This window comes from Bifidobacterium sp. B4079, from assembly GCF_026537385.1.
Classification (GTDB): domain Bacteria; phylum Actinomycetota; class Actinomycetes; order Actinomycetales; family Bifidobacteriaceae; genus Bombiscardovia; species Bombiscardovia asteroides_I.
Genome location: NZ_JAFNMH010000003.1, coordinates 239227 through 263813 on the forward strand (window position 1 = coordinate 239227; position 24587 = coordinate 263813).

17 protein-coding genes are annotated in these 24587 nt (G+C 60.3%); 15 read left to right on the forward strand and 2 right to left on the reverse strand.

What is annotated here, in order from left to right; genetic code table 11:
* Nucleotides 1-196: 196 nt before the first annotated feature.
* The 5 genes from J3T95_RS07655 (at nucleotide 197) to J3T95_RS07675 (ending at nucleotide 8393) form a co-directional block, all read left to right on the forward strand.
* The gene (locus J3T95_RS07655) at nucleotides 197-1372 is read left to right on the forward strand and encodes an NAD(P)/FAD-dependent oxidoreductase (protein WP_267444704.1); all 1176 of its coding nucleotides are present in this window, start codon (nucleotides 197-199) and stop codon (nucleotides 1370-1372) included.
* Between the two features lie 301 nt (nucleotides 1373-1673).
* The gene (gene cydB / locus J3T95_RS07660) at nucleotides 1674-2726 is read left to right on the forward strand and encodes a cytochrome d ubiquinol oxidase subunit II (protein WP_267400541.1); all 1053 of its coding nucleotides are present in this window, start codon (nucleotides 1674-1676) and stop codon (nucleotides 2724-2726) included.
* Nucleotides 2727-2786: 60 nt separating this feature from the next.
* Complete coding sequence (locus J3T95_RS07665) at nucleotides 2787-4757, forward strand: ABC transporter ATP-binding protein/permease (RefSeq protein WP_267451010.1); 1971 nt, start codon at nucleotides 2787-2789, stop codon at nucleotides 4755-4757.
* On the forward strand, nucleotides 4735-6636 hold the full coding sequence (gene cydC / locus J3T95_RS07670) for a thiol reductant ABC exporter subunit CydC (RefSeq protein ID WP_267451011.1): 1902 nt from the start codon (nucleotides 4735-4737) through the stop codon (nucleotides 6634-6636). Before J3T95_RS07665 ends, cydC begins: the two co-directional genes overlap by 23 nt.
* 263 nt (nucleotides 6637-6899) lie before the next feature.
* On the forward strand, nucleotides 6900-8393 hold the full coding sequence (locus J3T95_RS07675) for a cytochrome ubiquinol oxidase subunit I (RefSeq protein ID WP_267451012.1): 1494 nt from the start codon (nucleotides 6900-6902) through the stop codon (nucleotides 8391-8393).
* A 210-nt stretch (nucleotides 8394-8603) separates the two neighbouring features.
* Here J3T95_RS07675 and J3T95_RS07680 read toward each other — a convergent pair whose 3' ends face one another.
* Complete coding sequence (locus J3T95_RS07680) at nucleotides 8604-9563, reverse strand: polyprenyl synthetase family protein (protein ID WP_267451013.1); 960 nt, start codon at nucleotides 9561-9563, stop codon at nucleotides 8604-8606.
* Between the two features lie 252 nt (nucleotides 9564-9815).
* Here J3T95_RS07680 and J3T95_RS07685 point away from each other — a divergent pair, with 252 nt between their 5' ends.
* Nucleotides 9816-11282, forward strand: coding sequence for a serine/threonine protein phosphatase (locus J3T95_RS07685; protein WP_267444708.1), 1467 nt, complete (start codon nucleotides 9816-9818; stop codon nucleotides 11280-11282).
* Between the two features lie 16 nt (nucleotides 11283-11298).
* Here J3T95_RS07685 and J3T95_RS07690 read toward each other — a convergent pair whose 3' ends face one another.
* A complete protein-coding gene (locus J3T95_RS07690; RefSeq protein ID WP_258561538.1) occupies nucleotides 11299-12099 on the reverse strand; it encodes an IclR family transcriptional regulator in 801 nt (266 codons plus the stop codon).
* Nucleotides 12100-12234: 135 nt separating this feature from the next.
* Here J3T95_RS07690 and leuC point away from each other — a divergent pair, with 135 nt between their 5' ends.
* The 9 genes from leuC (at nucleotide 12235) to J3T95_RS07735 (ending at nucleotide 24409) form a co-directional block, all read left to right on the forward strand.
* Entirely contained in the window at nucleotides 12235-13638 is a 1404-nt protein-coding gene (leuC, locus tag J3T95_RS07695; RefSeq protein ID WP_267451014.1) for a 3-isopropylmalate dehydratase large subunit, read from the forward strand.
* Nucleotides 13639-13695: 57 nt separating this feature from the next.
* Nucleotides 13696-14382: a 3-isopropylmalate dehydratase small subunit gene (gene leuD, locus J3T95_RS07700; protein WP_220236830.1), complete on the forward strand. Its 687-nt coding sequence runs from the start codon at nucleotides 13696-13698 to the stop codon at nucleotides 14380-14382.
* Between the two features lie 114 nt (nucleotides 14383-14496).
* A complete protein-coding gene (locus tag J3T95_RS07705) occupies nucleotides 14497-15456 on the forward strand; it encodes a CPBP family intramembrane glutamic endopeptidase (protein WP_267451015.1) in 960 nt (319 codons plus the stop codon).
* 169 nt (nucleotides 15457-15625) lie between these two features.
* A complete protein-coding gene (locus J3T95_RS07710) occupies nucleotides 15626-18313 on the forward strand; it encodes a CPBP family glutamic-type intramembrane protease (protein ID WP_267451016.1) in 2688 nt (895 codons plus the stop codon).
* A gap of 103 nt (nucleotides 18314-18416) precedes the next feature.
* The gene (locus J3T95_RS07715) at nucleotides 18417-19469 is read left to right on the forward strand and encodes a CPBP family intramembrane glutamic endopeptidase (RefSeq protein ID WP_267451017.1); all 1053 of its coding nucleotides are present in this window, start codon (nucleotides 18417-18419) and stop codon (nucleotides 19467-19469) included.
* A 140-nt stretch (nucleotides 19470-19609) separates the two neighbouring features.
* Nucleotides 19610-20941 carry a UDP-N-acetylglucosamine 1-carboxyvinyltransferase gene (murA, locus tag J3T95_RS07720; RefSeq protein ID WP_267451018.1) on the forward strand — a complete coding sequence of 444 codons (1332 nt, stop codon included), beginning with the start codon at nucleotides 19610-19612 and terminating at the stop codon, nucleotides 20939-20941.
* A gap of 17 nt (nucleotides 20942-20958) precedes the next feature.
* Entirely contained in the window at nucleotides 20959-21852 is an 894-nt protein-coding gene (locus J3T95_RS07725; RefSeq protein ID WP_267451019.1) for a lysophospholipid acyltransferase family protein, read from the forward strand.
* A gap of 116 nt (nucleotides 21853-21968) precedes the next feature.
* Nucleotides 21969-22967 carry an NAD(P)H-dependent glycerol-3-phosphate dehydrogenase gene (locus tag J3T95_RS07730; protein ID WP_220237352.1) on the forward strand — a complete coding sequence of 333 codons (999 nt, stop codon included), beginning with the start codon at nucleotides 21969-21971 and terminating at the stop codon, nucleotides 22965-22967.
* Between the two features lie 293 nt (nucleotides 22968-23260).
* A complete protein-coding gene (locus tag J3T95_RS07735) occupies nucleotides 23261-24409 on the forward strand; it encodes a D-alanine--D-alanine ligase family protein (protein ID WP_267451051.1) in 1149 nt (382 codons plus the stop codon).
* The last annotated feature ends 178 nt before the right edge of the window (nucleotides 24410-24587 follow it).

Consider the following 24587-nt stretch of genomic DNA (forward strand, 5'->3'; position numbering starts at 1 on the left):
GATGAGAGTCGCCCGCGGTGTGAGCAAGCAAACAAAAAGAGGAGGCCCGGCAGGCAGTCATGTCAGAGTTTCCGATGGTGGAATCTGATACGTTGAGCATAGAAGTTTGAGTGATGGACCCGGTCATCGGCTGATCGGGCGGCATCACCCAGTGTTTGAGTCATTGTACGGTTTTCTTTGGTAAAGGTGCGTGAACATGACGACAATCATGGTGTTGGGAGCCGGTTATGCGGGCCTTCGCGTGGTCAAGAGGCTGGCTCATGCCAAGACGGATGCCCATGTGGTGCTGGTCAACCAGAATGAGTACCACTACGAGTCTACCCAGCTGCACCAGTTGGCGGCGGGAACCAAGGAGCCAGCGGATGTGGTCTTCGACCTGCGCAAGTCTCTGCCTGATTCGGTGACACTGATCGTCGACAAGGTGGTCGGCATTGATCAGGACGGCCATCGGGTGAGCCTGGAACATCACGATCCCCTGTCCTACGATTACTTGGTCAACGCCCTGGGCTTCGAGTCCGAAACCTTCGGCATCAAGGGGGCCGAAGAGCATGGATGGCCCATCGTGGACGTGGACACCGCTCTGGCAGCCCGCAGGAAATTGGAGCAGACGCTGGCCCGCTACCAGACCAGCCATGATCCGCTGGACCTGAGCATAGCGGTTTGTGGCGCGGGCTTCACCAGCATCGAGTACCTGGGCGAGCTGGTCTATCGGCTGCCTCAGCTTTCGAAGCGCCTGGGCTTCCCCATGGATCGGGTCAAGGTGGACTGCATAGAGGCGTCGCCCAAGATTCTGCCCATGTTCAGCAAGGACCTGGTCGACTGGGCTGTGGATTATCTGAGCAAGCGGGGAGTCAACTTCCACACCTCGACCCCTATCACCGAGGTCAAGCAAGGTGCCGTGGTCTCCAATGACCAGGAGTTCAAGGCCCATACGATCATTTGGACAACGGGCGTACGTGGCAGCCACGTTATTGCCGATTCAGGGTATAATCAGAAGCGCAACCGTGTAGTGGTCAGGGATGACCTATCGGTGGAGCAGCATCCAGAGGAGTTCCTGGTGGGTGATGTGAGCGCCGTTCCCGACCCCCAGTCAGGTCGGCTCTACCCAACTACTGCACAGATTTCGATGGCCCAGGCTGATACCGCGGCCGCGAATGTCCTTGCCAGAACGCGGGGGCAGGAGCCTCAGCGGTTCACCTTCCGGAGCGAAGGAACTGTGTGCTCCCTTGGCCCTCACGCCGGGGTCGCCGAAATCGACCGAATGGGGACGCTGAAGCTCAGGGGCAGGATGGTCTCGGTCCTGAAGTGGATCGTCAACGAGCGGTCGGTCCTTGAGTTGGCCGACGTGCGTACCATGCTGGAGAGCAACTGAACCAGCGTCTCAAGGAATGCAAGGGACAAGGCGATGAAAGAGGGGAGGACGAACATGATTCAGGACATGAGGAAGTCGCCGCATCGGTCTGCGACGGAAAGCATGTTCGTTCCGCTCCAGCCTCGGATCGGATCATTCGCGGCGAGGATTGCCATTGGCCCTGCGTTCATCAATATGATTGACTACCTCCTGCTCCTTCTCATTCCGGCGGAAACCCCGGCCGACTGCGGCTTCCGCCAGGAGTGCGGAGATCCCGCGCCCGTATGCGGATCGGCAGGAGCGAGAGGAGAGTGGCATTAGCATGAGTTTCCTACAAGGTTTGTGGTTTTTCGTCATTGGCCTGCTTTTTGCAGGGTTCCTCCTGCTCGAGGGGTTCGACTTTGGCGTTGGCATGGCTACCAGGTTCGTGGCCCGCGATGGTGATGAGCGTGCCACTTTCATGAGGGCCATCGGCCCCCACTGGGACGGCAACGAGGTCTGGCTGATCACTGCCGGCGGCGCCATGTTCGCGGCTTTCCCGCTCTGGTACGCCTCCCTCTTTTCGGGGTATTACATCCTGCTCTTCCTGGTGCTGGTCGCCCTGATCCTGCGCGGAGTCTCATTCGAGTTCGCCTCCCATGCACTGACCAGCCGTGAACGTGGCGTATGGCAGTGGGCCAACTTCATCGGCTCCCTATTTGCGCCCTTCTTCCTGGGTATGATGCTGACCAGTCTGATCCAGGGCATTCCCATGGATAAGAACGGCGATGCCTGGCCCGGGTTCTTTGACGTGTTCAACTGGCTTTCCGTGGTAGGCGGCATAGCAGTCGTCTTCTTCAGCTTCGTCCACGGCCTGCATTTCCTGAGCCTGAAGCTTGGAGCCATGGATTCACGCCGGATGCTCAACGTCAGCGAGAAGGCCTATTGGATCGCCTATCCGGCACTGGTCGTCTTTGTGCTCCTGGCCATCTTCAACACCGACTTCTACAAGGCCCGCCCCCTGTCCACCTGGCTGATCACTGTGATCATTCTGGCATCCGTCATTGGAGGCCACCTTGCTGTCTTCAAGAAGCACGGCGGCTATGCCTTCACCTGCTCGGGCATCACTTTGATGGCCATCATCGCCTTTATCTTCAACGGGCTCTTCCCCCGTGTGATGATCGCCGACAATCCGGCTCACGACCTGCTGATCCAGGATGCCTCGGCTTCTCCGCTGACCATGAAGATCATGACTGTGGTGCTTTGCATCCTCCTGCCCATCATGCTGGCCTACTTCATCTGGAGCTACTTCATCCAGCGCAAGCGGCTGGAGACCGATGGCGCCCACCTGACCTCGCCTGTGGCCCCTTCGGCCACCGTGGCTGAGACCCTCTGAAATTCAAGGGGCAGGGGAGGCAGCGCCGACAGGACCCGAGGACATCCGAAGGGTAATGCATTGATCGACAAAAATCTCTTCCGTTTCGATGGAGTCCGGTCCACCCTGGGCCTGCTGGCCGGCCTGTCCCTGGTCCAGGGAATCGGTGTGGTGGCTCAGGCCTATGGACTTACCCTGGCTCTGGTGCGCATTTGGCACCTTCAGAACCTCAGTGTGCTGGTGGCGCCAGTGCTGATCTTTTTGGTTGCCTACACCTGTCGGCAGCTCTGCGACGTGGCCAAGGATCGAATCGCCACCGATCGTGCCGATGCCGTCGTGGCGCAGCTGCGGCCCCGAATTCAGGACAAGGTCTTCTCGCTGGGCCCATCGGCTCTGGCCCGGCGCGGCACAGGATCGGCCGTCACCATGTTGGTGGACGGACTCGACCAGGTGCGCACCTATGTGTTGACGGTCCTGCCCAAGCTGATGGATCTCATTTTCATCCCCCTGATCGTTCTGGTCATGGTCTGGGCACAGGATGCAGGTTCCGGTCTGATTCTCCTGCTTATGCTGCCCCTGCTCATCTTCTTCATGGTCATCCTGGGCCTGGCCGCCAGGGATCGTTCCAGTCGACAGTACGCCCAGTTCCGAAAGCTCAACACAAGGTTCATGGATACGGTCTTGGGCCTGCCGACCCTGAAGATGCTGGGCATCGACAAGGAGTACGAGGACGAGATCTATTCGGTATCTGACCGCTTCCGGAAGAGGACCATGAGCGTTATCCGGGTGGCTATGACCTCCACTTTTGCCCTGGACTTCTTCGCCACTTTGGCCATCGCCATCATGGCGGTCTTCTTGGGCAACAGCCTGATCGACGGCAAAGCGGAGCTCTTTCCCTCCCTGCTGGCCCTGATCTTGGCTCCCGAATACTTCATGCCTATTCGCCAGTTCGGAGACGACTTCCATGCAACACTGAACGGCAAGAATGCCTTGGATGACATCGTAGACATGCTGGCCCAGCCTGAGCCTAAGCGCTTGGAGGAGCTGGACTGGTCCGGGTGGAAGCAGGACAGCCACCTGCACCTGGAGGGAATCGACTTCGCCTATCCTGGCCCTAAGCCGTTGCAGAGCAATGCTTCAGCCGGGGCGCAGATGGATGCCATGGCCAAATCCGAGAATCAAAAGACCGGCAAGAAAAGCAATAAGCCCAAGGCATCCAAGGGTCATGACGGTGATGGGATGCCGGTTTCGGTGGCATCCAATTCCGGAGCATCGCGAGGAACCGAAGTCGAGGATGTTCCGGAGTCACAGGTCCGCCGGGTCGACAGCGATGCCGAGGAGCAGCCCCTGGCCCTGAGCGGGCTGGAGCTGGACCTGCGCGGCTTTTCCAAGGTGGCCGTCGTCGGCCGTTCAGGAGCAGGCAAGTCCACATTGATGGATTTGCTGGCCGGCTTTGAGCAGCCCAAGGCGGGCAGCATCGACTTGGACGGTCATCTGCTGGAGCACTGCAATGCGGCTGCCTGGCAGCGGCACATCAGTTATATTCCCCAGAACCCCTTCATCTTCCATGGCACCGTGGCTGACAACATACGCTTCTACAACCAGGATGCAGACGATGCTGCGGTGGCTCGTGCAGCCGACCAGGCCGGGTTGACCGACTGGCTAAAAACACTGTCCGACGGTCTGAACACCCGAATCGGTGAGGGCAACCGTGGCATCAGCGGCGGCCAGGCTCAGCGAATCGCCCTGGCCAGGGGCATCTTGGACCCCTCACGCGAGATCCTGTTGTTTGACGAGCCCACCGCCCACCTGGACATCGAGACGGAATACGATCTGAAGCAGACACTGCTGCCCATCATGAACGGGCACCTTGTCGTCCTGGCCACCCACCGCCTGCACTGGCTGGCCAACATGGATTGGGTGATCATGCTGGAGGATGGACGGATTGTAGCCCAAGGCGATCCGCGCGAGCTGATTGGTCAGGGCGGGCCCTTGGATGATCTGATCAATGAGATGGGGGGGAACCAGATTGCCGACTACCAGCAGGACTGATGCCGCCGGAAAAGGCGGCAGGAGGGCGCCGAAGACCTCCCGCCGCGGCCGCGGGCTGTCAGGCTACATGCAGATCTGGCACCGGGATCATTGGTTCTGGCCCTACCTTCGTCAGAACAAGGGGTTGCTTGCCCTGATCTTTTTCCTGGGGGCCATCACCTTCGTCTGCGCGGCCGGGCTGATGTTCACCTCGGGCTTCCTGATCAGCAGGTCGGCCCGTCACCCCTTCAACATCTTCGCAGTCTACGTGCCGGTGGTCCTGACCAGGGCCTTCGGCATCGGACGGCCGTCATTCAAGTACCTGGAGCGCATCAAGAGCCATGATTGGGTGCTCCGAGTAGTCTCCAAGCTGCGGGTTCAGCTCTATCGCACCCTCTCGCAGGATGCTGCCTTCCTGAACGAGCATGAACGCACGGGCGAGGTTTTGGGCATGCTCTCGGACGACCTGGACCATTTGGAGAACTTCTACCTGCGCACCATCTTCCCCACGGTCGTGGCCTATATTATGTGGGTGGTGGTCACCATCGCCGTAGGCGTCTTCTCCTGGCTGACCTCGCTCCTGCTCTTCCTGCTTTTCGCCTTGATCCTGATCCTGGTCCCGCTGGTCTCGCTGGCTTATTCAGACGGGCGCTATGACATGGAGAAGGCAAGGCGGCAGGACCAGTACACTGCTGTAACTGAGAGCTATATGGGCCTGGGGGATTGGGTGATCACCCGCCGCCGGCGGCGGTTCGTGGATATAGCGTCCGACGATTTCAACGACATCGCCAATGGCCGTAGGCAGCAAAAGCGGTTCGAACGATGGCGCAATTGCGGCATCCAGATGATTTTCGCCCTCATGGTGGTGGCTCTGATCGTTGGAGCGGATCTGCGTATGACCAGTTCCACCTCCGTTGCGGACTTCGCGGCAGCAGTGGTCCTGGCGGTTTTTCCTTTGGTCGACTGTTTCATCGTGGTCTCCCAGGCGGTGGCTGAGGTTCCCCTTTATACGGACTCTCTGGACCACCTGAATGAACTGACCGAGCGGGTCGAGTCCCGGCGGATTCCGGCCAGTGCTCAGACCAGGCTGGAGGGGCCGATCCGGTCGATCGTTTTCGATCATGTCAGTTTCTCCTACGGGCCTGATGACCCGCTGTTGCTGGACGACTTCAGCCTGCGGATCGAGGGTGGACAACGAGTGGCCCTGCTCGGTCCCAGCGGTGAGGGCAAGACAACGGTTCTTCAGCTGCTTCTGGGCGACCTGCGCCCCACCAGTGGCCGTATCCTGATCAATGGAATACCGGTCGATGCCTTGCAGGACCAGCGTCCCGAGCTTTTCGGCTATTTGAACCAGCAGGCATTCCTCTTCAATACCACGATTGCCTCCAACGTGCGTCTGGGCGCTCCACAGGCCGATGACGATCAGGTCCGCCAGGCCTTGAAGGCTGTTCAGCTGGATAAGGTCGTTGCGGGCATGCCCCAGGGAATCGACACGCCGGTGGAGGAGGCCGGCGGCCGTCTTTCAGGCGGGCAGCGTCAGCGTGTGGCCTTGGCCAGAATCGTGCTCAAGCGCACTCCCATCATTCTTTTGGACGAGCCCACCATCGGTCTGGATCCCATTACCGAGCGACGGCTCATGGCTATGATTTTCAGAGTAAGCCAAAAGCGCACACTCCTTTGGGTGACCCATCACCTGCAGGGGCTGGAGGAGGCCGACCAGGTCATCTTCATGCAGGACGGGCACATCGTCATGCAAGGGCGCCCGGTCGACCTGTATCGGGAGAACGCACGTTTCCGTGAACTTTATCGCATGGATGTCTCGGACGTGGACAAGAGCGACGGTCAAGGGATATACTTGGACCGGCAGTCAGATTCGGATGGACGGAACCCTGTTGAATGACCATCAGGCTGTTTTCCGGGCAGTGAGCTTTGCGCGGTTGCCAGGTCGTCGATCTTGGCGGATGGCTTCCCTGCTGGTTGTTGCATGCCGACAGTTCATGGACTGTACGGTATGGAAGCCGAAGCCCGGAGAAGCGGCAGGATCGCTAAGCCGGGGAGGGCCAAAAGGCTTTCGTAGGCAAGAAGTCCGGTCACATCTGAATCCGTTCGGATTCGACCCGCGCACTCACGCCCGACGAATCACTGCAGAGATTGGGAGGAACGATGTTCACTGTATTGGGATTGTCTAGATTCCAGTTCGCCATGACGACGATATTCCACTTCTTCTATGTCCCTATGACCATCGGTCTGTCCCTGGCGGTCGCGATCATGGAGACCATCTATGTGGTGACCAAGAAGGATGTCTACAAGAAGATGACCATGTTCTGGTCCAAGATCTTCCTGCTCTCCTTCGCAGTCGGCGTGGTCACTGGGATCATCCAGGAGTTCCAGTTCGGCATGAACTGGTCCAACTACTCCAGGTTCATGGGTGATATCTTCGGCGCCCCATTGGCCATCGAAGCCTTGCTGGCCTTCTTCCTGGAATCCACATTCATCGGTGTGTGGATGTTCACTTGGAACCGCTTCAAGCCGGCTGTGCATGCGGTCTTCATCTGGCTGACCTTCCTGGGCTCATCCATGTCGGCCATCTGGATTCTAGCTGCCAACAGCTTCATGCAGCATCCGGTCGGCTTCGAGATCAACCAGGCCACCGGCCATGTGCGTCTGACCGATTTCGGCGCGGTGGTATCCAACCCCCAGTTATGGATAGAATTCCCCCACGTCTTCTTCGCTGCCGTCTGCACAGGGGCCTTTGTGGTCATGGGCTGCAGCGCCTTCAGCCTGCTGAGGATGCATCTGGGCAACAAGGATAAGGCCGTGGCTGCTGTAGAGGCTGACTCCGGTAAGCAGGCCAAGGTCAACTTCTTCACCAAGTCCATCCGTCTGGCCGCCCTGATGGGGCTGATCGGCTCCATCTGCGTGATTACCTATGGTGATCTGCAGGGCAAGTACATCGTGACCGATCAACCGATGAAGCTGGCCGCCACTGAGGGCATCTACGAGGATACCGGCGATCCTGCCCCCTGGACGGTTGTGGCTTTGGTCAACGAGAAGGATCACAAGGTCGACGGGTCTGTCGAGGTTCCAGGCGCCATGTCCATACTGGCTTACGGCAAGAGCACAGGGGCCGTCAAGGGCATGAACACCATCAACAAGGAGCTGCACGAGAAGTATGATGCCAAGTATGGCAAGGATATGAACTACTACGTACCGGCCGCCACCCTTTTCTGGGTCTTCCGCCTGATGGCCGGAGTCGGCTTTGCCTTCGCTCTGATATCCGCATTGGTGCTTTGGTTTACCCGCAAGAAGAAGAACACGCTGTTCACCACTCGTTGGAAGCTCTGGATCATGGGTATCTTTACTTTCGTCCCCTTCGTGGCCACGACCAGCGGCTGGCTGGTGACGGAGCTTGGACGATATCCATGGCTGGTCTACGGTTTCCAGACCATTGCCGATGGAGTTTCGCCGACGAGCACGGTACCAAACCTGCTCTTCACCTGCACTGTCTATTTCCTCCTCTTCCTGGTACTGGGCGGAGTCATGGTCTTCTATACCAGGAGGACCCTGCACCAGGGACCCTTCTACCGGCCGGATGACGGCAATGGGCCGCAGACCGCCAAGGTGCATGGCACTCCCGCCCGGGTGGCCTTGGCCTGACGGCTGGCTGGCTAGCTGGCCCACCCTCTCTTCCCCTTCGGCAAGCCCCCGTTTCGGACCTCACGGTTCGGGACGGGGGCTTTGCTGTCATCAGGCCTTGGCGTCAGTGGGGGGCAATCCCGAGCATGAAGCGAATGTTTTAGCGAATGCTCGGCATATGCATGATATCCGACCGGCTTCGCTCCCTCTCGTTTGGTAGTGCCGATTCGGTCAGATCTGAGCGGTCATCGTAGTTGCCATGCCCTGAAGCAGGTCGCGCACGCCTTTGGCCACGGGGGAATCCTCCAGACTGTCTGCAGCACGCCGCAGATAGTCTTTGGCTGTTTGCCGACTGCTCTCCATCAGGTGGGGATGGCTTCTGAAGTAGGCGACCACCTGGACAGGATCGTCTTGCTGGACCAGTGTTCTGAAGTTTTCATCCTCCTGGAATCCCAGCAGAACCGGCAGAGTGTAGATCCCATCGCGGATATCCTCCAGCTTGGGCTTGCCGGTGTCGTGATCCAGATCAAAATCATTGATGTCGTCGATGATTTGGAAGGCCATACCCAGATTACTGCCGAAGTTTCGGGCAGTCCGTTCCAGTGCCGGGTCGGTTGGCTGGCCGTCGAGGCGGATCCCGGTCAGGCAGGCCAGGCGGAAGAGGGCCGCCGTTTTGCCGGAGATGGCTCGGTCGTAGTCGTCTATGGTTATCTGGGTGTGGTGGCGGTCGGACTCCTGATAAAGCTCCCCGCCTACAATTTCGCAGACTGTGCCGGCCTGCTCCCTGATAAAGGCTGTATCAGGGGCTATGGAGGCCATGATCTCCATGTAGCGCGAGAGGATCAGATCTCCCAGATAGATGGCGGCCTTGTTGCCTCGGATGGTGTGGACCGTAGGCTTGTTGCGGCGGATGGGGGCACTGTCCAGAACGTCGTCGTGAACCAGCGTGGCCAGATGGAGCATCTCGATGGCGGCTGCGCCGGTGATGACAGTGTCGTCCACCGGTCCTTCAGTGCTGGTGCCGGCTCGGGCAAAGAGGACCACCATAGCGGCTCGGATCATCTTGCCGTGGTTGTCCAGCAGTCGACGGTAATCCTCCTGATAGGGAGCCACATGGGTGCGCTCTTGGTGCAGGCGGTCGACGACCCGCTCAAGATCCTTGCGCAACAGGAGCCCTTGTCCTTCTGCCATGGAGGTATGCTCCCTCTCGCTTGTTGAGAACCGCAACATATTCAATATACCAAGTACAAGACCATGCCTGGAGATCATTGGCCCGGTCCTGGCTGCCGCTGTGGCCAATGTGGCCAATCTCACACCATTCTGCCGCCGCGCTGCGGCGATGCTCCGGCCTAGGGTGAAGGATGCCATCTTCACGGGCCATTTCTGGGAAGTGGTTGCACAGATCGGGCGAGGGCCGAAGCCAGGTGAAGTAGGCTGGGATATATGAGTCAGCATTACCACGCGTATCAGGCCTGCCCACAAGGCGGCGAGGCAGGGCATGATCGACCGCTGTCCGTTTCGGCCCGGCTAGGGCGACTTCAGTTCCATCACTCGGGCAAGTTCAGACTTTTGCAATTGGCCGATGTCCAGGAGGGCCCCAAGGTCTCTACGGACACGATCAGGCTGATAGGCGCGGCCTGTGATGCAGCCAGGCCTGATCTGGTGGTCTTCTCGGGCAACCAGGTGGCCGGTTACGACACGGCCTACGAGCACACCTTCCGCAAGAGGCGTTGGAGTACTCCCCTGGATGGCATCTACTCAGCAGGTCTGAGCATGGGCGGCGCCCTGGGACTGGGGGGAGCCTCGCTGAGGCGCTCCTCCAAGCCCCAGAATGGCCAAGCGGCTGCGGGCCGCCGGGGATCGGAGCATGGAGAGACCGGCAGGGGTGCCGAGCCTGTACGTCGGCAGAATATCAAGCACACCGAGGACCTGGTCCGCAGAACCGTCGGTCTGATCACCGGCCCGCTGGTAGAACGGGGGATTCCCTTCGTTGTTACCTATGGCAATCACGACTTCCAGTGTGGCCTAGACACCGATCAGATGGATGCCATCTACCGGGAAGTGCCCGGTTGTCTGAACCCAGAGGCTACGGTCGCCCATCCGGATCGGGTCCACGCGTTGATCGGATCGGCCCTGCCCTCCCAGACGGCCTTCGTCTGTGCCCCAGGCACTTTCGCCCTGCCAGTGGCGGATTGCGACGGTCATGGGGTGGTCATGGGTCTGGTCCTGCTGGACTCCGGCGACTATGCCCGCTCCGGCGGCTATGGCCCCCCTTCGGCCCAGGCCCTGGACTTCCTGGCGGCCGTCCCGGATCTCTTAGGCAACCGATCCATGGTGTTCCAGCACATGCCAATTCCCCAGTTCTATGATCTGCTTAAGCCAGTGCCGGCCACTACGGCTTATGCGGTCCAGGGCTACCGAAGCTTCGACTCCCATTGCTACATCCTGGATGAATCGCGCACCTGCCCGGGCTCCTACCTGGGCGAGGGCGTCTCCTGTCCGGACGAGGACAGCGGGGAGTATGACCTGCTGACCCGCGACGGCGGCTACTTTGCTCTCTTCGCCGGGCATGACCATCGCAATGGCTTCGTCGGACGCAGTGGTGACCTGACTCTGGGGGCAACGCCCACATGCGGATTTGGCTCCTATGGACCGGTGCCCGGCAAGCGGGCGGCACGGCTCTTCGAGTTCGACATTCGCCATCCCCATAATCCGCGCACCCAACTCCTGGAATTCGGCCAATTGGTGGGACGGCCCGGATCCCACAAGGTCTATACCTTCGCCATGAGCCATGTGCCTACCTCTACTGGGGATGCGGTCAATCTGCTGCGTCGTCCCGGATTCCTGGCAGGTGGCCTGACGGCCCTGGCGGGGCTGATTGCCTCTTGGCGCTCCACCAGGCGGCCGTGAAGAGCCAGGAATCCGCTCAGACCCTGTGATGGGCGGGGGATGAGGCTCGCAGCAGGGCTTCGGTCAGGTATTTGCCAGCGGCCATGACCAGAGGGGCGTATCGCCTTCCCGGCGTGGTGGACATGCGGTTGACAGGCCCGGAGATGGATATGGCTGCCATGACTTGTCCGGATCCGTTGCGGATTGGGGCCGAAATGGAGCATACCCCCTCTTCTCGCTCGTTGATGGACTCGGCCCAGCCGCGCTTGCGGACCGTGGCCAATGTGGCCGTGTTGAACTTGGCATGTCTCAGACCCTGATGAAGGCGCTCGGGCTCCTCCCAAGCCAGCAGAATCTGTGCAGCCGACCCGGCCTCCATGGACAGCAGAGCGCCTACGGGGATGGAGTCACGCAGGCCGGAGGCGCGTTCCACTGCGGCGATGCAGATCCGGACCTCGCCTTGGCGGCGGAAAATCTGGGCCGACTCGCCCGAACGGGTAAGCAGTGTATGCAGGATGGGCCCTGAGGCGGTCAGCAGGCGGTCTTCGCCGGCGGCAGCGGCCAGCTCGGCGAAGCGGGAGCCCAGGACAAAGCGGCCATGCGCGTCCCGCAGCACGAAACGGTGGCGCTCCAAGGCGATGGCCAGTCGGTGGGCCGTGGGTCGGGCCAATCCGGTCGCGTTGACCAGCTGGCCCAGAGTCATGGGTCCGGTCTCCAAAGTATCCAGAATCCGCACCGTCTTGTCCAGAACGCCGACGCCCGAATGAATCTCCTCCTGATGCAGGTTCTGATCATTCGCCGAAGGAAATCTGTCGTCGTTCTTAGAAGGTGTGTCCATGGTTGAATTATGCCATCTCAGTATATGAAATGCAAAAGTTCATAATCGTTGGGCAGTTCCATACTCGGTGATGAAAGGCCGACGGGGAGCCGGCGAGGTTGGCGCCCTGGCCGGTGCAGGCTTGTAGGAGGCGATATGGGACGCACAATGGCGGAAAAGGTCTGGGCTGACCATTTGGTCAGGAAGGGCCAGGGAGGCGAGCCCGATCTGATCTACATCGATCTGCAGCTCATGCATGAGGTGACCAGTCCACAGGCCTTCGAGGGACTGCGTCTGGCAGGCCGGAAGATCCGCCACTTGGACCAGGTCATAGCCACCGAGGACCACAACACCCCTACCATCGACATCGATCGGCCCATCGCCGACAGGGTCTCGGCTTTGCAGATCTCCACCTTGGAGCGCAACTGTCGCGAGTTCGGGGTCCGCCTGCATCCATTGGGAGATGCGGACCAGGGCATCGTCCATGCCTTTGCACCCCTTCTGGGGTTGACCCAGCCCGGCATGACCATCGTCTGCGGCGATTCGCATACCTCGACCCACGGGGCCTTTGGGGCTTTGGCCTTCGGCGTCGGAACCTCCGAGGTGGAGCATGTTCTGGCCACCCAGACCCTGAGTCTGAAGCCTTTCAAGACCATGGCCATCACCGTCCGCGGCCAGCTCAAGCCGGGCGTGAGCGCCAAGGATGTCATCCTGGCAGTCATAGCCAGGATCGGCACTGGCGGCGGCCAAGGACACGTTCTGGAATATCGGGGTGACGCCATTCGGCGTATGTCTATGGATGCGCGCATGACCATCTGCAACATGTCCATAGAGGCCGGGGCGAGGGCTGGGATGATCGCACCCGACGAGACCACTTTCGCCTACTTGGAGGGTCGGCCGCACGCCCCCAAGGGGGCCATGTGGGATCAGGCCCTGGACTACTGGCGGACTCTGCCCACCGATCCGGATGCAGCCTTCGACAAGGAGGTCATCCTGGATGCCGACCAGCTGACCCCCTACGTGACCTGGGGCACCAACCCCGGACAGGGCCTGCCCATCGCAGCTGATGTGCCTGTGCCAGAAAAGATCGCCGACCCGGCTAAGCGCCAGGCGGCCCAGGAGGCCATCGACTACATGGGGCTGAAGCCGGGGATGCCCATCCGGGACATCGCCGTGGACACCGTGTTTATTGGCTCCTGCACCAACGGACGCATCGAGGATCTTCGCGCGGCAGCGGCCATCATGAAGGGGCATCACAAGGCCAAGAACCTCCATCGCGTCCTGGTGGTGCCGGCCTCTTCGCGAGTTCGCATTCAGGCCGAGAAGGAGGGGCTGGACCGCATCTTCGAGGACTTCGGAGCCGAATGGCGCAACGCCGGCTGCTCCATGTGCCTGGGAATGAATCCCGACCAGCTGGTGCCGGGGGAGCGTTCCATTTCCACATCCAACCGCAACTTCCAGGGTCGTCAGGGCAAGGGCGGCAGGACGCATCTGGCCTCGCCCGAGGTGGCTGCTGCGACGGCCATCAAGGGAGCCATCTGCTCCCCGGCCGATCTGTAAGTCATCAATCGTTCGCCATCGCCATCGTCATCGCCATCCAGAAGGCAGGAGGTTATCATGGAGCCACTTTCCGTTGTAACCGGGGTAGGGGTGCCCTTGCGCCGCTCCAACGTCGACACTGATCAGATCATCCCCGCCGTGTTCCTGAAGCGGGTGCAGAAGACCGGCTTCGAAGATGCGCTCTTCTACGCCTGGCGAAGGGATCCGAATTTCATACTCAACAGGCCCGAATATTCAGGTGCCCGCATCCTGGTGGCCGGGCCGGATTTCGGCATCGGATCCTCGCGCGAGCATGCGGTCTGGGCTCTGCGGGACTATGGCTTCCGCGTGGTCATCGCCCCCCGTTTTGCTGACATCTTCTATGGGAACACCGCCAAGAACGGGGTCCTGGCCGCCATCATGCCCCAGGAATCAGTGGAGTTGCTCTGGAAGCTCCTGGAGGAGGACCCCGGCGCCGAGATGACCGTGGACCTGGGCGCTCGCACGGTTACCTGCGCGGATGTGACCCTGCCCTTCCAGGTGGACGACTATGTGCGATGGCGGCTCATGAACGGCTACGACGACATCGATCTGACCCTGCAGCACGAGGATGACATCCGTGCCTATGAGCGCATGCGGGCTGAGCGATTCCCCTTCAAGCCGCGTACCCTGCCGGCCCGGCACATGCCCGAAGAGCCAGTCACTTCAGCCAGGGAGAGTCAAATCGACTGGCCTGGTCCCCTGGCTGACCGCGGCATCATCTGACCGACGGGCCGAGCGCCTTTATATGGAAGTCATTCGCTCCCTCTTCGCCTACCATGGAATGTGCCAGTCATTGGTCGACTGTGACCGGCTGGCAAACAAAGAGGGGCGATTATCATGAGGCACAGCAGCGGTGATGTGCACAACTGGGGCGTCAGACAGGCAGTGAATGCCCTAAGTGCTTTTGCTTTCATTTATGTGGCCATTGAGACTCTGGCAGGCCTTCTGGGAGGCAAGGTGGTTCTGCCTGCTCTCTTCCCACACGCTTCCAAGGAGCAGTACAACGGTCCTTTGTCGGACCGGACAGTGGTTATCTCCGTGGTGCTGGCCCTGCTGTTTGCCTTGATCAGTCAATGGCCGGTCATCGTAGGCCATGAACGGCATGGCCAGGACCAGGTGCGTTGGGTCACTGCGCGCAGATTCAGCCTGCTGGCGTTGATCATCGCCCTGGCCTGCTTCTTCCTCAGTCAGCTTGTGGCCGGGGCGGCTAACTCCGGATTAAGTGCCATTCTCTCCGGTACTGGTCTGCATCCGCCGACCGCGTCTGACGACGGGGGCATGGATACGCCGATCATGCTCTTCTATGGCATTCTTTTGGGGCCCTTTGCCGAGGAGCTGGTCTTTCGTGGGGTCATCATGAACGGCCTGCGCCGCTTTGGTCGAGTATTTGCCATTATTACCTCTTCTCTGCTTTTCGGCTTCATGCATGGTTCCTTGGTTCAGGGTCTGTTCGGTTTCATCTCCGGTTTGGTTCTGGGCTATCTGGCCATGGAGTACGGGCTGGTCTGGTCCCTGCTGGTGCACATGCTCAACAATGCCTTCTCTTCAGGTCTGCTGGCCAAGTACATGTCCCTGGCACCCGAGGTGGTTCGCATCGGCCTAGGTCTGCTCATGATCCTGGTGTTGCTGACCGGAGTCGTCGGACTGCTGTTCAAGATTAGGTCTCTCCGTGATTACTGCCGCAGCAATCGCGCTCCCAAGGGGATATACGCTTCCTGGAAGGCGCCCTGGTTCCTGCTCTTCTGCCTGGCATGCCTGCTGATGGCCCTGAGCGAATTCGTGCCGGGGCTGGCTTGACCGGGCAGTCGATAATGCCGGCCCGTTGTCGGGGTTCTGTCGAGGGAAGGGCGGGGTCGGGCTAGACTCGGATGTGCGGTGTCATGATAAGAAGACGGGGAAAGGTTCGTGTCGCTGGACGTCCTTGACGGCCGTACGGTAGTGCATGAAGGGGAAGGATCATCGACGGATGAGGGATGATGAGGATCGCAGCAGCGGCAGCGAGTCTGCCGATGCCCAAAGCGATCAGGGGCGCTGGAAAGTGTCGCGCTCCTCTATTGCCCTCATGACCGCAACCCACAGTGCCAGCAAGGACTACGCACGCCACTGGGATTATGAGGAAGGATCCGTCGACCTGCCACCCTTGAGCCTGCCGGGGGAGGCCGTGGATGATGGATTGGCCTACCCGGGGCGGATAGCTCATAGGAAGACGGCGGTTCTGGGTGATGAAGGAGCCGGTGGCAAGGGGCACAAGGGTGCCCTGCCAGTCGGTGAACGACCTTCGGTGCTTCCCGGATCCTATAATTTTTTGAACTCGGTCACCATGGCCAGTCAACCGGAAGTTCCCGCGTTTCTTCCGACAGGCCTGCCAGCTGATGAGCACGGCGGGAAGGATTCTAGCCAGGAGCCGTCCCCGCGGCGCGTGGTGGTTCGTCGAGAGCTGGAGGCTTCCAGGGCCACCGGGACGGCCAAAGAGACCCCGGCACAGCAGGAGCAGCCTGCGGTCAAGGTCGTCTGGTCCTGGACCAAGCCCGAGACGAACAAAGGTCCGGTCTTCTCTTGGAATATGCCCAAGCGTCGTAAGCCCTCCGCAAGCACCCGTGCAGGCAAACCTGCAGCTTTCGTGGCCAAGACTTCATCCGTTCCTGCGTCATCTGCCAATGCCGTCAATTCAGCTGCTCTGGCACCTTCCAAGGCTGAGCAGGAGTCTTCAAAAGCTTCTGCTCCCGCTCCTTCTTCAGTCGATACAGCTGAACCCAAATCGGTGACCACGGCCGGAACGCCATCGGCCTCTGGTTCTGAGGATTCGATGTCTGCGAAACCGGGTTCGGAGGTCTCTGCACCTGCAACTTCCGTGGTATTCGCCGACCGACCAGTCGTTGTCCGTCGCTCGGATGCGGACTGGGATTCCCTGGTCACTGGTTCGTCGGCTCCAGCGGAGAATGATGCTGGTACACGATCCGCGGTCAGCGAAGCCGATCATCATGGACGTCGGGTCTGTTCGACTCCACGGGTAGTTGTCCAGCCTACTGCAGTCGCCGGTAACGGTTCCGGTGGTCGGGTCGTTTCGTCAAAGGCTATTGACGGACAGGGGACTGCGCTCGCGCAGAAGGATCGTGTCGGTCAGCCCCTGCAGACCGGCCAAGAAGGCATTGCCGTTCAGTCTGCTCCCTCCGGAACTTCTGAGGCTGTGAACGCAGCTCCAGGGACGCAGTCGGTTGTCCAGTTTGCATCTTCGCCGACGTCCGCATCCTCTCCGGGTGCTTCGGTAGCTCTTGCTGCCAAGGCTGCCGAGGCTGCTGCAGCTGCCGTGGCTGCCAAGGCCGAGTCGGCCGAGACCGAGGATGCCGCGACGGACGCAACCAAGCCGTCCGGCTCTTCGCGTGGTTTTCGCAAGCGTTTCGGGGGTCTTCATCTCGGCCTTCCCGCCAGAGGCCATGAAAGAAGTGGAGAAGCCCGTCGGCCGTCCAAGCGGCGATCTGCTCGTAACCGCACCCGTCCTTCAGTCGAGCCGACAGCCCCCAGGGGCGTTTCCAATGCTTCGGCAGCACCCGTCGCAGGCGCAAGCCGTCCGGTGCCGGTCGGTTCACAGCCGATTGCTGTTCCAAGTGAACTTGATGCTGCCAAGCCAGCTGCTGCAGTTGCGGCCCAATCCCAAGGTCGGGCAGAATCGCAGACGGCTAAGCCCGCTGCCCAAAAGTCCACCGCCTACACAGCCAGTTCGGGGGTTCTTCATGCCGTCAACGGGCAGGCCGCCTTCGCTTTCGTCTACCTGGCCATATCCGTTCTGGTGCTCATGGTCGGTTCGGGGATGATTCTGCCTGCCATCATGGAACAGGTCAAAGACCCCGGATCCATAGCCTTCCTATCCGATGGAATCACCCTCCTGTCGGTCCTGCTGGCGCTGACCTATGCCTGCATTTCAGAGTGGAGCGTTATTCGAGGTGAGGATCGGCGAAGAGAGGACGCCGTCCATTGGCGCACAGATAGAAGAATGACGCTGGCGGCTCTGCTGGCTCTTATAGCAGTTCTCCTGCTCGGCCAGGGGATGGTCCATGAACTGAACAAGTTCTTCAACCACTTCTGTCTGCTTCTGCACATCCCCTCCTTGGCCTCGCGCAGCCTGCTGGTCACAGGCGCGTCCTCGCCGATGATGGCCCTGTATGCCCTCCTGGCGGTTCCCTTGGCTGAGGAGCTGGTTTTCCGTGGCATCATCCTCAACGGACTGCGTCGGTTTGGCCGGGTCTTTGCCATTCTGACCTCATCCCTGCTTTGCGCCCTGCTGCAGTGTGATCCGGTCTCTGGGCTTTGGATCTTCCTGCTGGGGCTGGCATTGGGATACTGCTCCCTGGAGTATGGTCTGATCTGGGCCATCGGAGCCCGTGTGGTCGGCGATCTGCTCTTCAGCGGTCTGCCCAACCGTTATCTGATGAGCGCCTCGCGAACTGCCCGTCTGCTGGTTTTGGCAGTGGCTCTGGTCTTGATGCTGGCTGGGTTGCTCATGTTCTTCCTGCACCGCGCCAGTCTCTTGGATTACCGGCGGCGCTATCGAGCCCCTAGGGGGACCTATGCGTCCTGGAGGCAGCCCTGGTTCCTGCTCTATTTGCTGCTCTGCCTGCTGCTGGCAATCTTCAAGTTCGTACCCGGCCTGCTCTAGAGCATGACGCATAGGTGCCGCCGCTGGTGGCGTAGACTTGGACCAGCTGGAGGTCGGTGCTGAACGGCCAAACCTGCGGAGGATCATGAAAGGGCATGGTGACATGGGGCAGACAGCGACGGCAGCCGACGCGTCAGGGATCAGGCAGACTCAGAAGCCCAGACGAGGCACAGCGGATCGCGCATGGATGAGCGCGGCCAGGGGCATGCTCAACCGTCAAGCGGCCCTGCTGCTGGTCTACCTGCTTATCATCAGCAGCGTCGGCCTTCTGTTCGGTGTTCTGGCTCAGATGGAGTGGAATGCCGTGTTTGATCCAGTGCCTGCCCACTCGGGATTTGTATATGTGACGAGCCATGCCGACAAGGAGTATGGCGGCACCATCAATCTGATCGCCGCCTGCACAGGCCTCTGCTTCCTGGTCTTCACACGACGTCGGCAGATTTGCGATTCAGGCCCTCTGGGCATTTTCCACACGGATCTGCATCGCATGACCTGGCAGGTTCTGCTGGGGTGCTTTGCGCTGACGCTGACTGGGCAGACCCTGGCTGACTGGTATCAGTCAGGCATGGACTGGACCACGGCGCGGTTGGGAGTGCAGCAGTCCTGGACCACCACTGAGCAGATCCAGCAGGCTTCGGGTACCATTCCCATGTTTATTTACGTCAGCCTGCTGGCTCCGGTCATCGAGGAACTGGTCTTCAGAGGGGCCATCCTGCACGCGCTGAAGCCCTATGGCCATGTCTTCGCCATCGTCACCTCCGCCGTTATGTTCGGCTTCTTCCATGGCGATCTTGGCCAGGGGTTCTTCGCTTTCATTATGGGTCTGCTCTTGGGCTATCTGGCCTGCGAATACTCCATCTTCTGGTCCATGGCTCTGCATGTGTTCAACAACCTGGTCGTCAGCGACGGGTTGGAACTCCTTCTCGGCTTTATGAGTGACAATATGTCCTCCTACATAAACGTGCTCATGATGCTGGCAGGCATGCTGGCAGCCGTCCTGGTCCTTTATCTGGGCCGTCATCGGATTGTCGCTTTTCTGCGGGAAAACCGCACCTATACGAACGTCTATGGTGCCTGGGCCTGCCCGTTCTTTATCATGCTGCTGCTGATCATGGGCTTCACGATGCTGATCCCCTTCGTTTCAGCCGGCGCCTGACCAGTATCTGACTGGGTGGATGCTCTATGCCTGAGGCGACAATTCACGGTGTCCCCACACCCCCTGTGGCAGACTTGCAAATAGGGGCCGATGACGCGCCAAAGCCCGGCTCTGAGCGGATACGAGAAAGAAGCCGATAAATGCCCAAGGTGAATACACAGAATGATGTGCTGCATGTGGTGGGCGGCAGACCCCTGCATGGCACCATACAGGTCCGCGGGGCCAAGAACTTCGTCAGCAAGGCTATGGTGGCCGCCCTTTTGGCTCCTGGTGTCTCGGTACTCAAGAATGTGCCTGAGATCCGTGATGTCCAGGTCGTTTCGGATTTGCTGAGGCTGCACGGGGTCAAGGTGGATGTCCGCCCGCAGGAGGGCGTGGTCACCATCGATGCCAGCCATGTGGAGCTGGCCGACGTGGCCGACGTAGACACCCTGTCCGGCTCCTCCCGAATCCCCATACTCTTCTCGGGTCCGCTTCTGCATCGGATGGGGGAGGCCTTCATCCCCGCCTTGGGCGGTTGCCGCATCGGCAGCCGGCCCATTGATTTCCATCTGGAAACCCTGCGTAAGCTAGGGGCCGATGTTGACAAGGAGCATGAGGCCGGCATCCACATCACTGCGCCCGATGGTCTGCATGGGGCCAAAATCCACCTGCCTTACCCTTCTGTGGGCGCCACGGAACAGACCCTGCTGGCGGCCGTTCTTGCCGAGGGCCGCACCGAGCTGTCAGGGGCTGCGACCGAACCCGAAATCATGGACTTGGTGGCGGTCCTGCAGAAGATGGGCGCGCAGATCTCCGTGGACGTGGACCGGACCATCCGCATCGAGGGGGTGCCCTCCCTGAAGGGCTTCACCCATACTTCCCTGCCCGACCGGATCGAAGCTGCCTCCTGGGCCTCTGCCGCTTTGGCCACCCATGGCGACATCATGGTCGAGGGCGCCCACCAGCCTGACATGATGACTTACTTGAACGTCTTCCGCAAGATAGGCGGCCAGTTCGATGTACGTGACGACGGCATCCGCTTCTGGCATCCGGGCGGCGACCTGCGGCCCGTAGCCATCGAGACCGACGTGCACCCCGGGTTCATGACCGACTGGCAGCAGCCCCTGGTGGTCGCTCTGACCCAGGCCAAGGGTCTTTCCATCGTTCACGAGACCGTCTATGAGAATCGTTTCGGCTTCACCAAGCCGCTGATTCGGATGGGCGCTACCATCCAACTCTACAAGGAGTGCCTGGGGTCCCTGCCCTGCCGCTTCCAGCAGCGCAACTTCAACCACTCGGCTGTCATCTTCGGGCCCACCCCGCTGACCGGCCAGGACATCGATGTGCCCGACCTGCGTGGCGGTTTCAGTCACCTGATCGCCGCACTGACAGCTTCCGGCCCCTCCACCGTCCACGGCATCTCCCTGATCGACCGTGGCTACGAGGACTTCCGCGACAAGCTGCTGGCCCTGGACGCACAGATCGACTGATCCGGCAGGCATCATAGATGGCTTCCAAAGGCAAACCCTCCCCCCGGTCTGCGGTGCCTTCCTTGTCCGACCAGCAGGTGGCCCTGCTGGCCCAAAGGCACAGGCTGGTGGATCCGACCCGCTACTATCCCACTGGACACCGCACCCCGGCCCTGGACGAGATAGACGGTCAACACCCCGTGGGCACCACCCGTCTACTGCGCGGGGTCTCCCAAGTGGTGCGTGACTCCTGCCGGGTCTATGCCTGGGGGCTGGAGCGGGTGCCGCAGACCGGGCCTTTTATCACCGCAGCCACCCATGTGACCCAGTTCGATGTTTTCATTCCCATGATGGCCCTCTTCCACCAGGGGCGTCGTCCACGCTACATGGCCAAGGCCGAGATGGCCCATTGGCCTATGATTGGCAGCTGGTTCTGCATGGTGGGCATGCAGCCGGTGGAACGCAAGTCCGGCAAGGCCAGGTCGATTGAGGAGGAGTCGATCGGCATCATCACCTCCGGCAGGCCACTGACCATCTGGCCGGAGGGAACCGTGACCCGTGACCCCCTGAAGTGGCCCATGTCGCTCAAGCCCGGGGTCGGATTCATCGCTCTGGAGGCCTCGCGGCAGCTGGGTCGCATGGTTCCTCTGTATCCCAGCATCACCTGGGGGGCGGCTTCGATCAATCACAAGTGGCCATGGCCTCGCAAGAACGTGGTCATGTGCTATGACCGGCTCCTTGACTATTCCGACCTGCTTGAAGATATGGATCAGTGGGGTGCGGAACCCCCCAAGCAGTCCGTGCATGCCTTCTGTGTTCGCCTGCGCAACCGTATGGAGGAGGTCATGGCCGAGATTCGTGGCGAAGAACCCCCAAAGGCTGGTTACTTCGACTACTTGACCATGACCCGTCGGCCCAGAAGCGAGCAATAAGGCCGGAACTCACCTCTAATTCCTCCTGTCTGGCGGTGGTGTCATAGGATGGTAGGGACAAGAATAAGGCTGCTAGTCGGCGTTCCCGTGCGCACGGCATTATGCAAAGGAGAATGATGACGAAGATCGCGGTATTGGGAGCAGGCGCATGGGGAACCGCTTTTGCCCAAGTGTTGGCTGACTCAGGCAATCAGGTGGTCATGTGGGATGTCGCCCCGGATGTCGTGGACGAAATCAACAGTCAACATTCGAATGCTCGCCGTCTGCCGAATGTGAAGAGGCTTCCCGAGGCCATCCACGCTGAGGGTGACCGGGCCGAGGCTGTCTCGGGGGCAGAAATCGTGGTCGTGGCCATAGCAGCTCAGCACGCCTGTGAGGCCTTGACGGAATTCAAGGGTCTGTTGGGCCATGATGCCATTGCAGTTTCTTTGATGAAAGGGATTGAGCGGGGCACTGACAGGCGGATGGATCAGGTGGTCTGCCAGACGCTGGACCTGGCCCCAGTCAGGTTTGCGGCCGTATCCGGCCCCAACCTGAGCAAGGAGGTGGCAGCCCGCGAACCGAGCGCCACCGTGGTTGCCAGCGCTGATGCCGATACCGCTATGAGAGTAGCCCGTGCCTGCACGACCGACTATTTCAAGGCCTTCGTCTCGGACGATGTGATCGGCCTCGAAATGTGCGGGTCACTGAAGAACGTCACTGCGCTGGCCGTGGGGATGTCACGGGGGGCTGGATTCGGGGAGAACACGGCCGCCATGATCCAGGCCAGGGGGCTGGCTGAACTCACTGCCTTAGGAGAGGCCTGCGGTGCCAAGTCCAAGACTTTTGCAGGTCTTGCAGGAGTCGGCGACCTGGTGGCCACCTGTGGGTCGTCCCTGAGCAGGAACTACACTTTCGGCTTTAATCTGGGCCAGGGCAAAAGCATTGAGGAAGCCACTCGCGTCAGCAAGGGTGTCGCCGAGGGCGTGCCTACCACCGATGCTGTCGTCGCCCTGGGCAAGCGCTACAAGGTGGCGACCCCGCTGGCTACGGCCATGAGCCATGTGCTGGATCAGGGCCTGAGTTGCCGGGGCATGATTGACGAGCTGTTCGGCGGGCAGATCACTGCAGAATGAGGCTGATGCCCATCAGAAAATTCTGAAGGCTATAGGGATAGGCTGTGAAACCGGCGCTATCAGCCCTTTGCTCGGCGATGAATGGTTTTCCGAATCAGACGGTATGCCTGGCTTGTCTGGTGTCTGCATCAGCTTCCCAAGATGCCTTGTTCGTGCCAAGCTTGTAGATGAGCGGCCCTGACTAGGCCCTGCCGCCCGCCAAGGGAATATCCTGCTGTCTTGAGTGATGTATCTGCCCAGGGCAGGTGCGTGAGGCTGGAATTCATGTCCAGGATGAGGAAAGACGAGGAATGATGGTCAGGAAACGTGTTGTAGTGCTCTATGGCGGGCGAGCGGACGAACATTCCATATCCTGCGTGTCGGCGGCCGGCGTGCTCAATGCCATCGATACCGACCGATACGAGCCCATTCCCATTGGCATCACCAAGGACGGTCGATGGACTATTGGCGGCCAGGATCCCAGGCAGTGGGGTCTGGGTGATGCCAGTCTGCCATCCGTGCAGATAACCGAAGGCAGCCGCCCGGTCATCCTTGACATGGCTCGTGGTAGGGATGGGTTTCTGATCGGCGACCATGCCGACCTGGTCTCTGGAGCCGAGCCTACGAGGACCGTCGGTTCCCTGGAGCCGTTGGGGCGTGTTGACGCGGTTTTCCCAGTGCTTCATGGCCCCTATGGTGAGGACGGCACCCTGCAGGGCCTGCTTGAAATGATGGGGTTGCCCTACGTAGGATGCGGGGTCTTCGCCTCTGCCGCATGCATGGACAAGCACTACACCAAGATTCTGCTCAGTCAAGCCGCCATACCTGTGGCGCCAAGCATCACGATTGACTCCCGTGAACAGCGGTCTGGGACCGACCTGTTGGCCGCTGTGAAAAAGGCGGAGCTGCATTACCCGCTCTTCGTCAAGCCCTCCCGCGCAGGATCCAGCTTTGGCGTGGTCAAGGTAGAAGAGCCCCTAGCTGAAGCTCTGGCTGCTGCGGTCGCCGAGGCGGCAAAGCATGACTGGCGGGTCCTGATAGAGGAGGGTGTCGAAGGGCGTGAGATCGAGTGCGCCGTGCTCGCCTCCGGCAAGGGCAGAAAGCCACGTACTGCCTGGCCTGGCGAGGTGGTGCTGGACAAGGCTGATCAGGACGAGTCCTTCTACGACTTCGACAGCAAGTATGTGGATTCTTCCGCATCCCACGTGGAGGTTCCCGCGAACCTGCCAGAGGAGACTCTTCAGAAGGTTCGCGATCTGGCCGCCAAGGCCTTCAGAACCGTGGACGGCGCCGGTCTGAGCCGTGTCGACTGCTTTGTAACGTCCGAGGGCAGGGTCATTGTCAACGAGATCAATACCATGCCTGGCTTCACACCTATCTCCATGTATGCCAAGGCCTGGGAGGCCACCGGCCTGGATATGCATGACTTGATAACCGAGTTGATTGAAGGTGTCCTGGACTAATGGTTATGGGAGCAGACAAAGCCAGTTCCGACATTGAGCGCCCCTTCAGTTGCAGGCCGTTCTCTTGCAGACTTTCCCCTTTCGCTTAGAGAGAGCGCTGGCAGTTATGAGGAAGATGCATATTTGTGTGCAATGATCCTGTCTCTGCAAGGCCGAGCGGGCTTGATCTTGGGTAGCC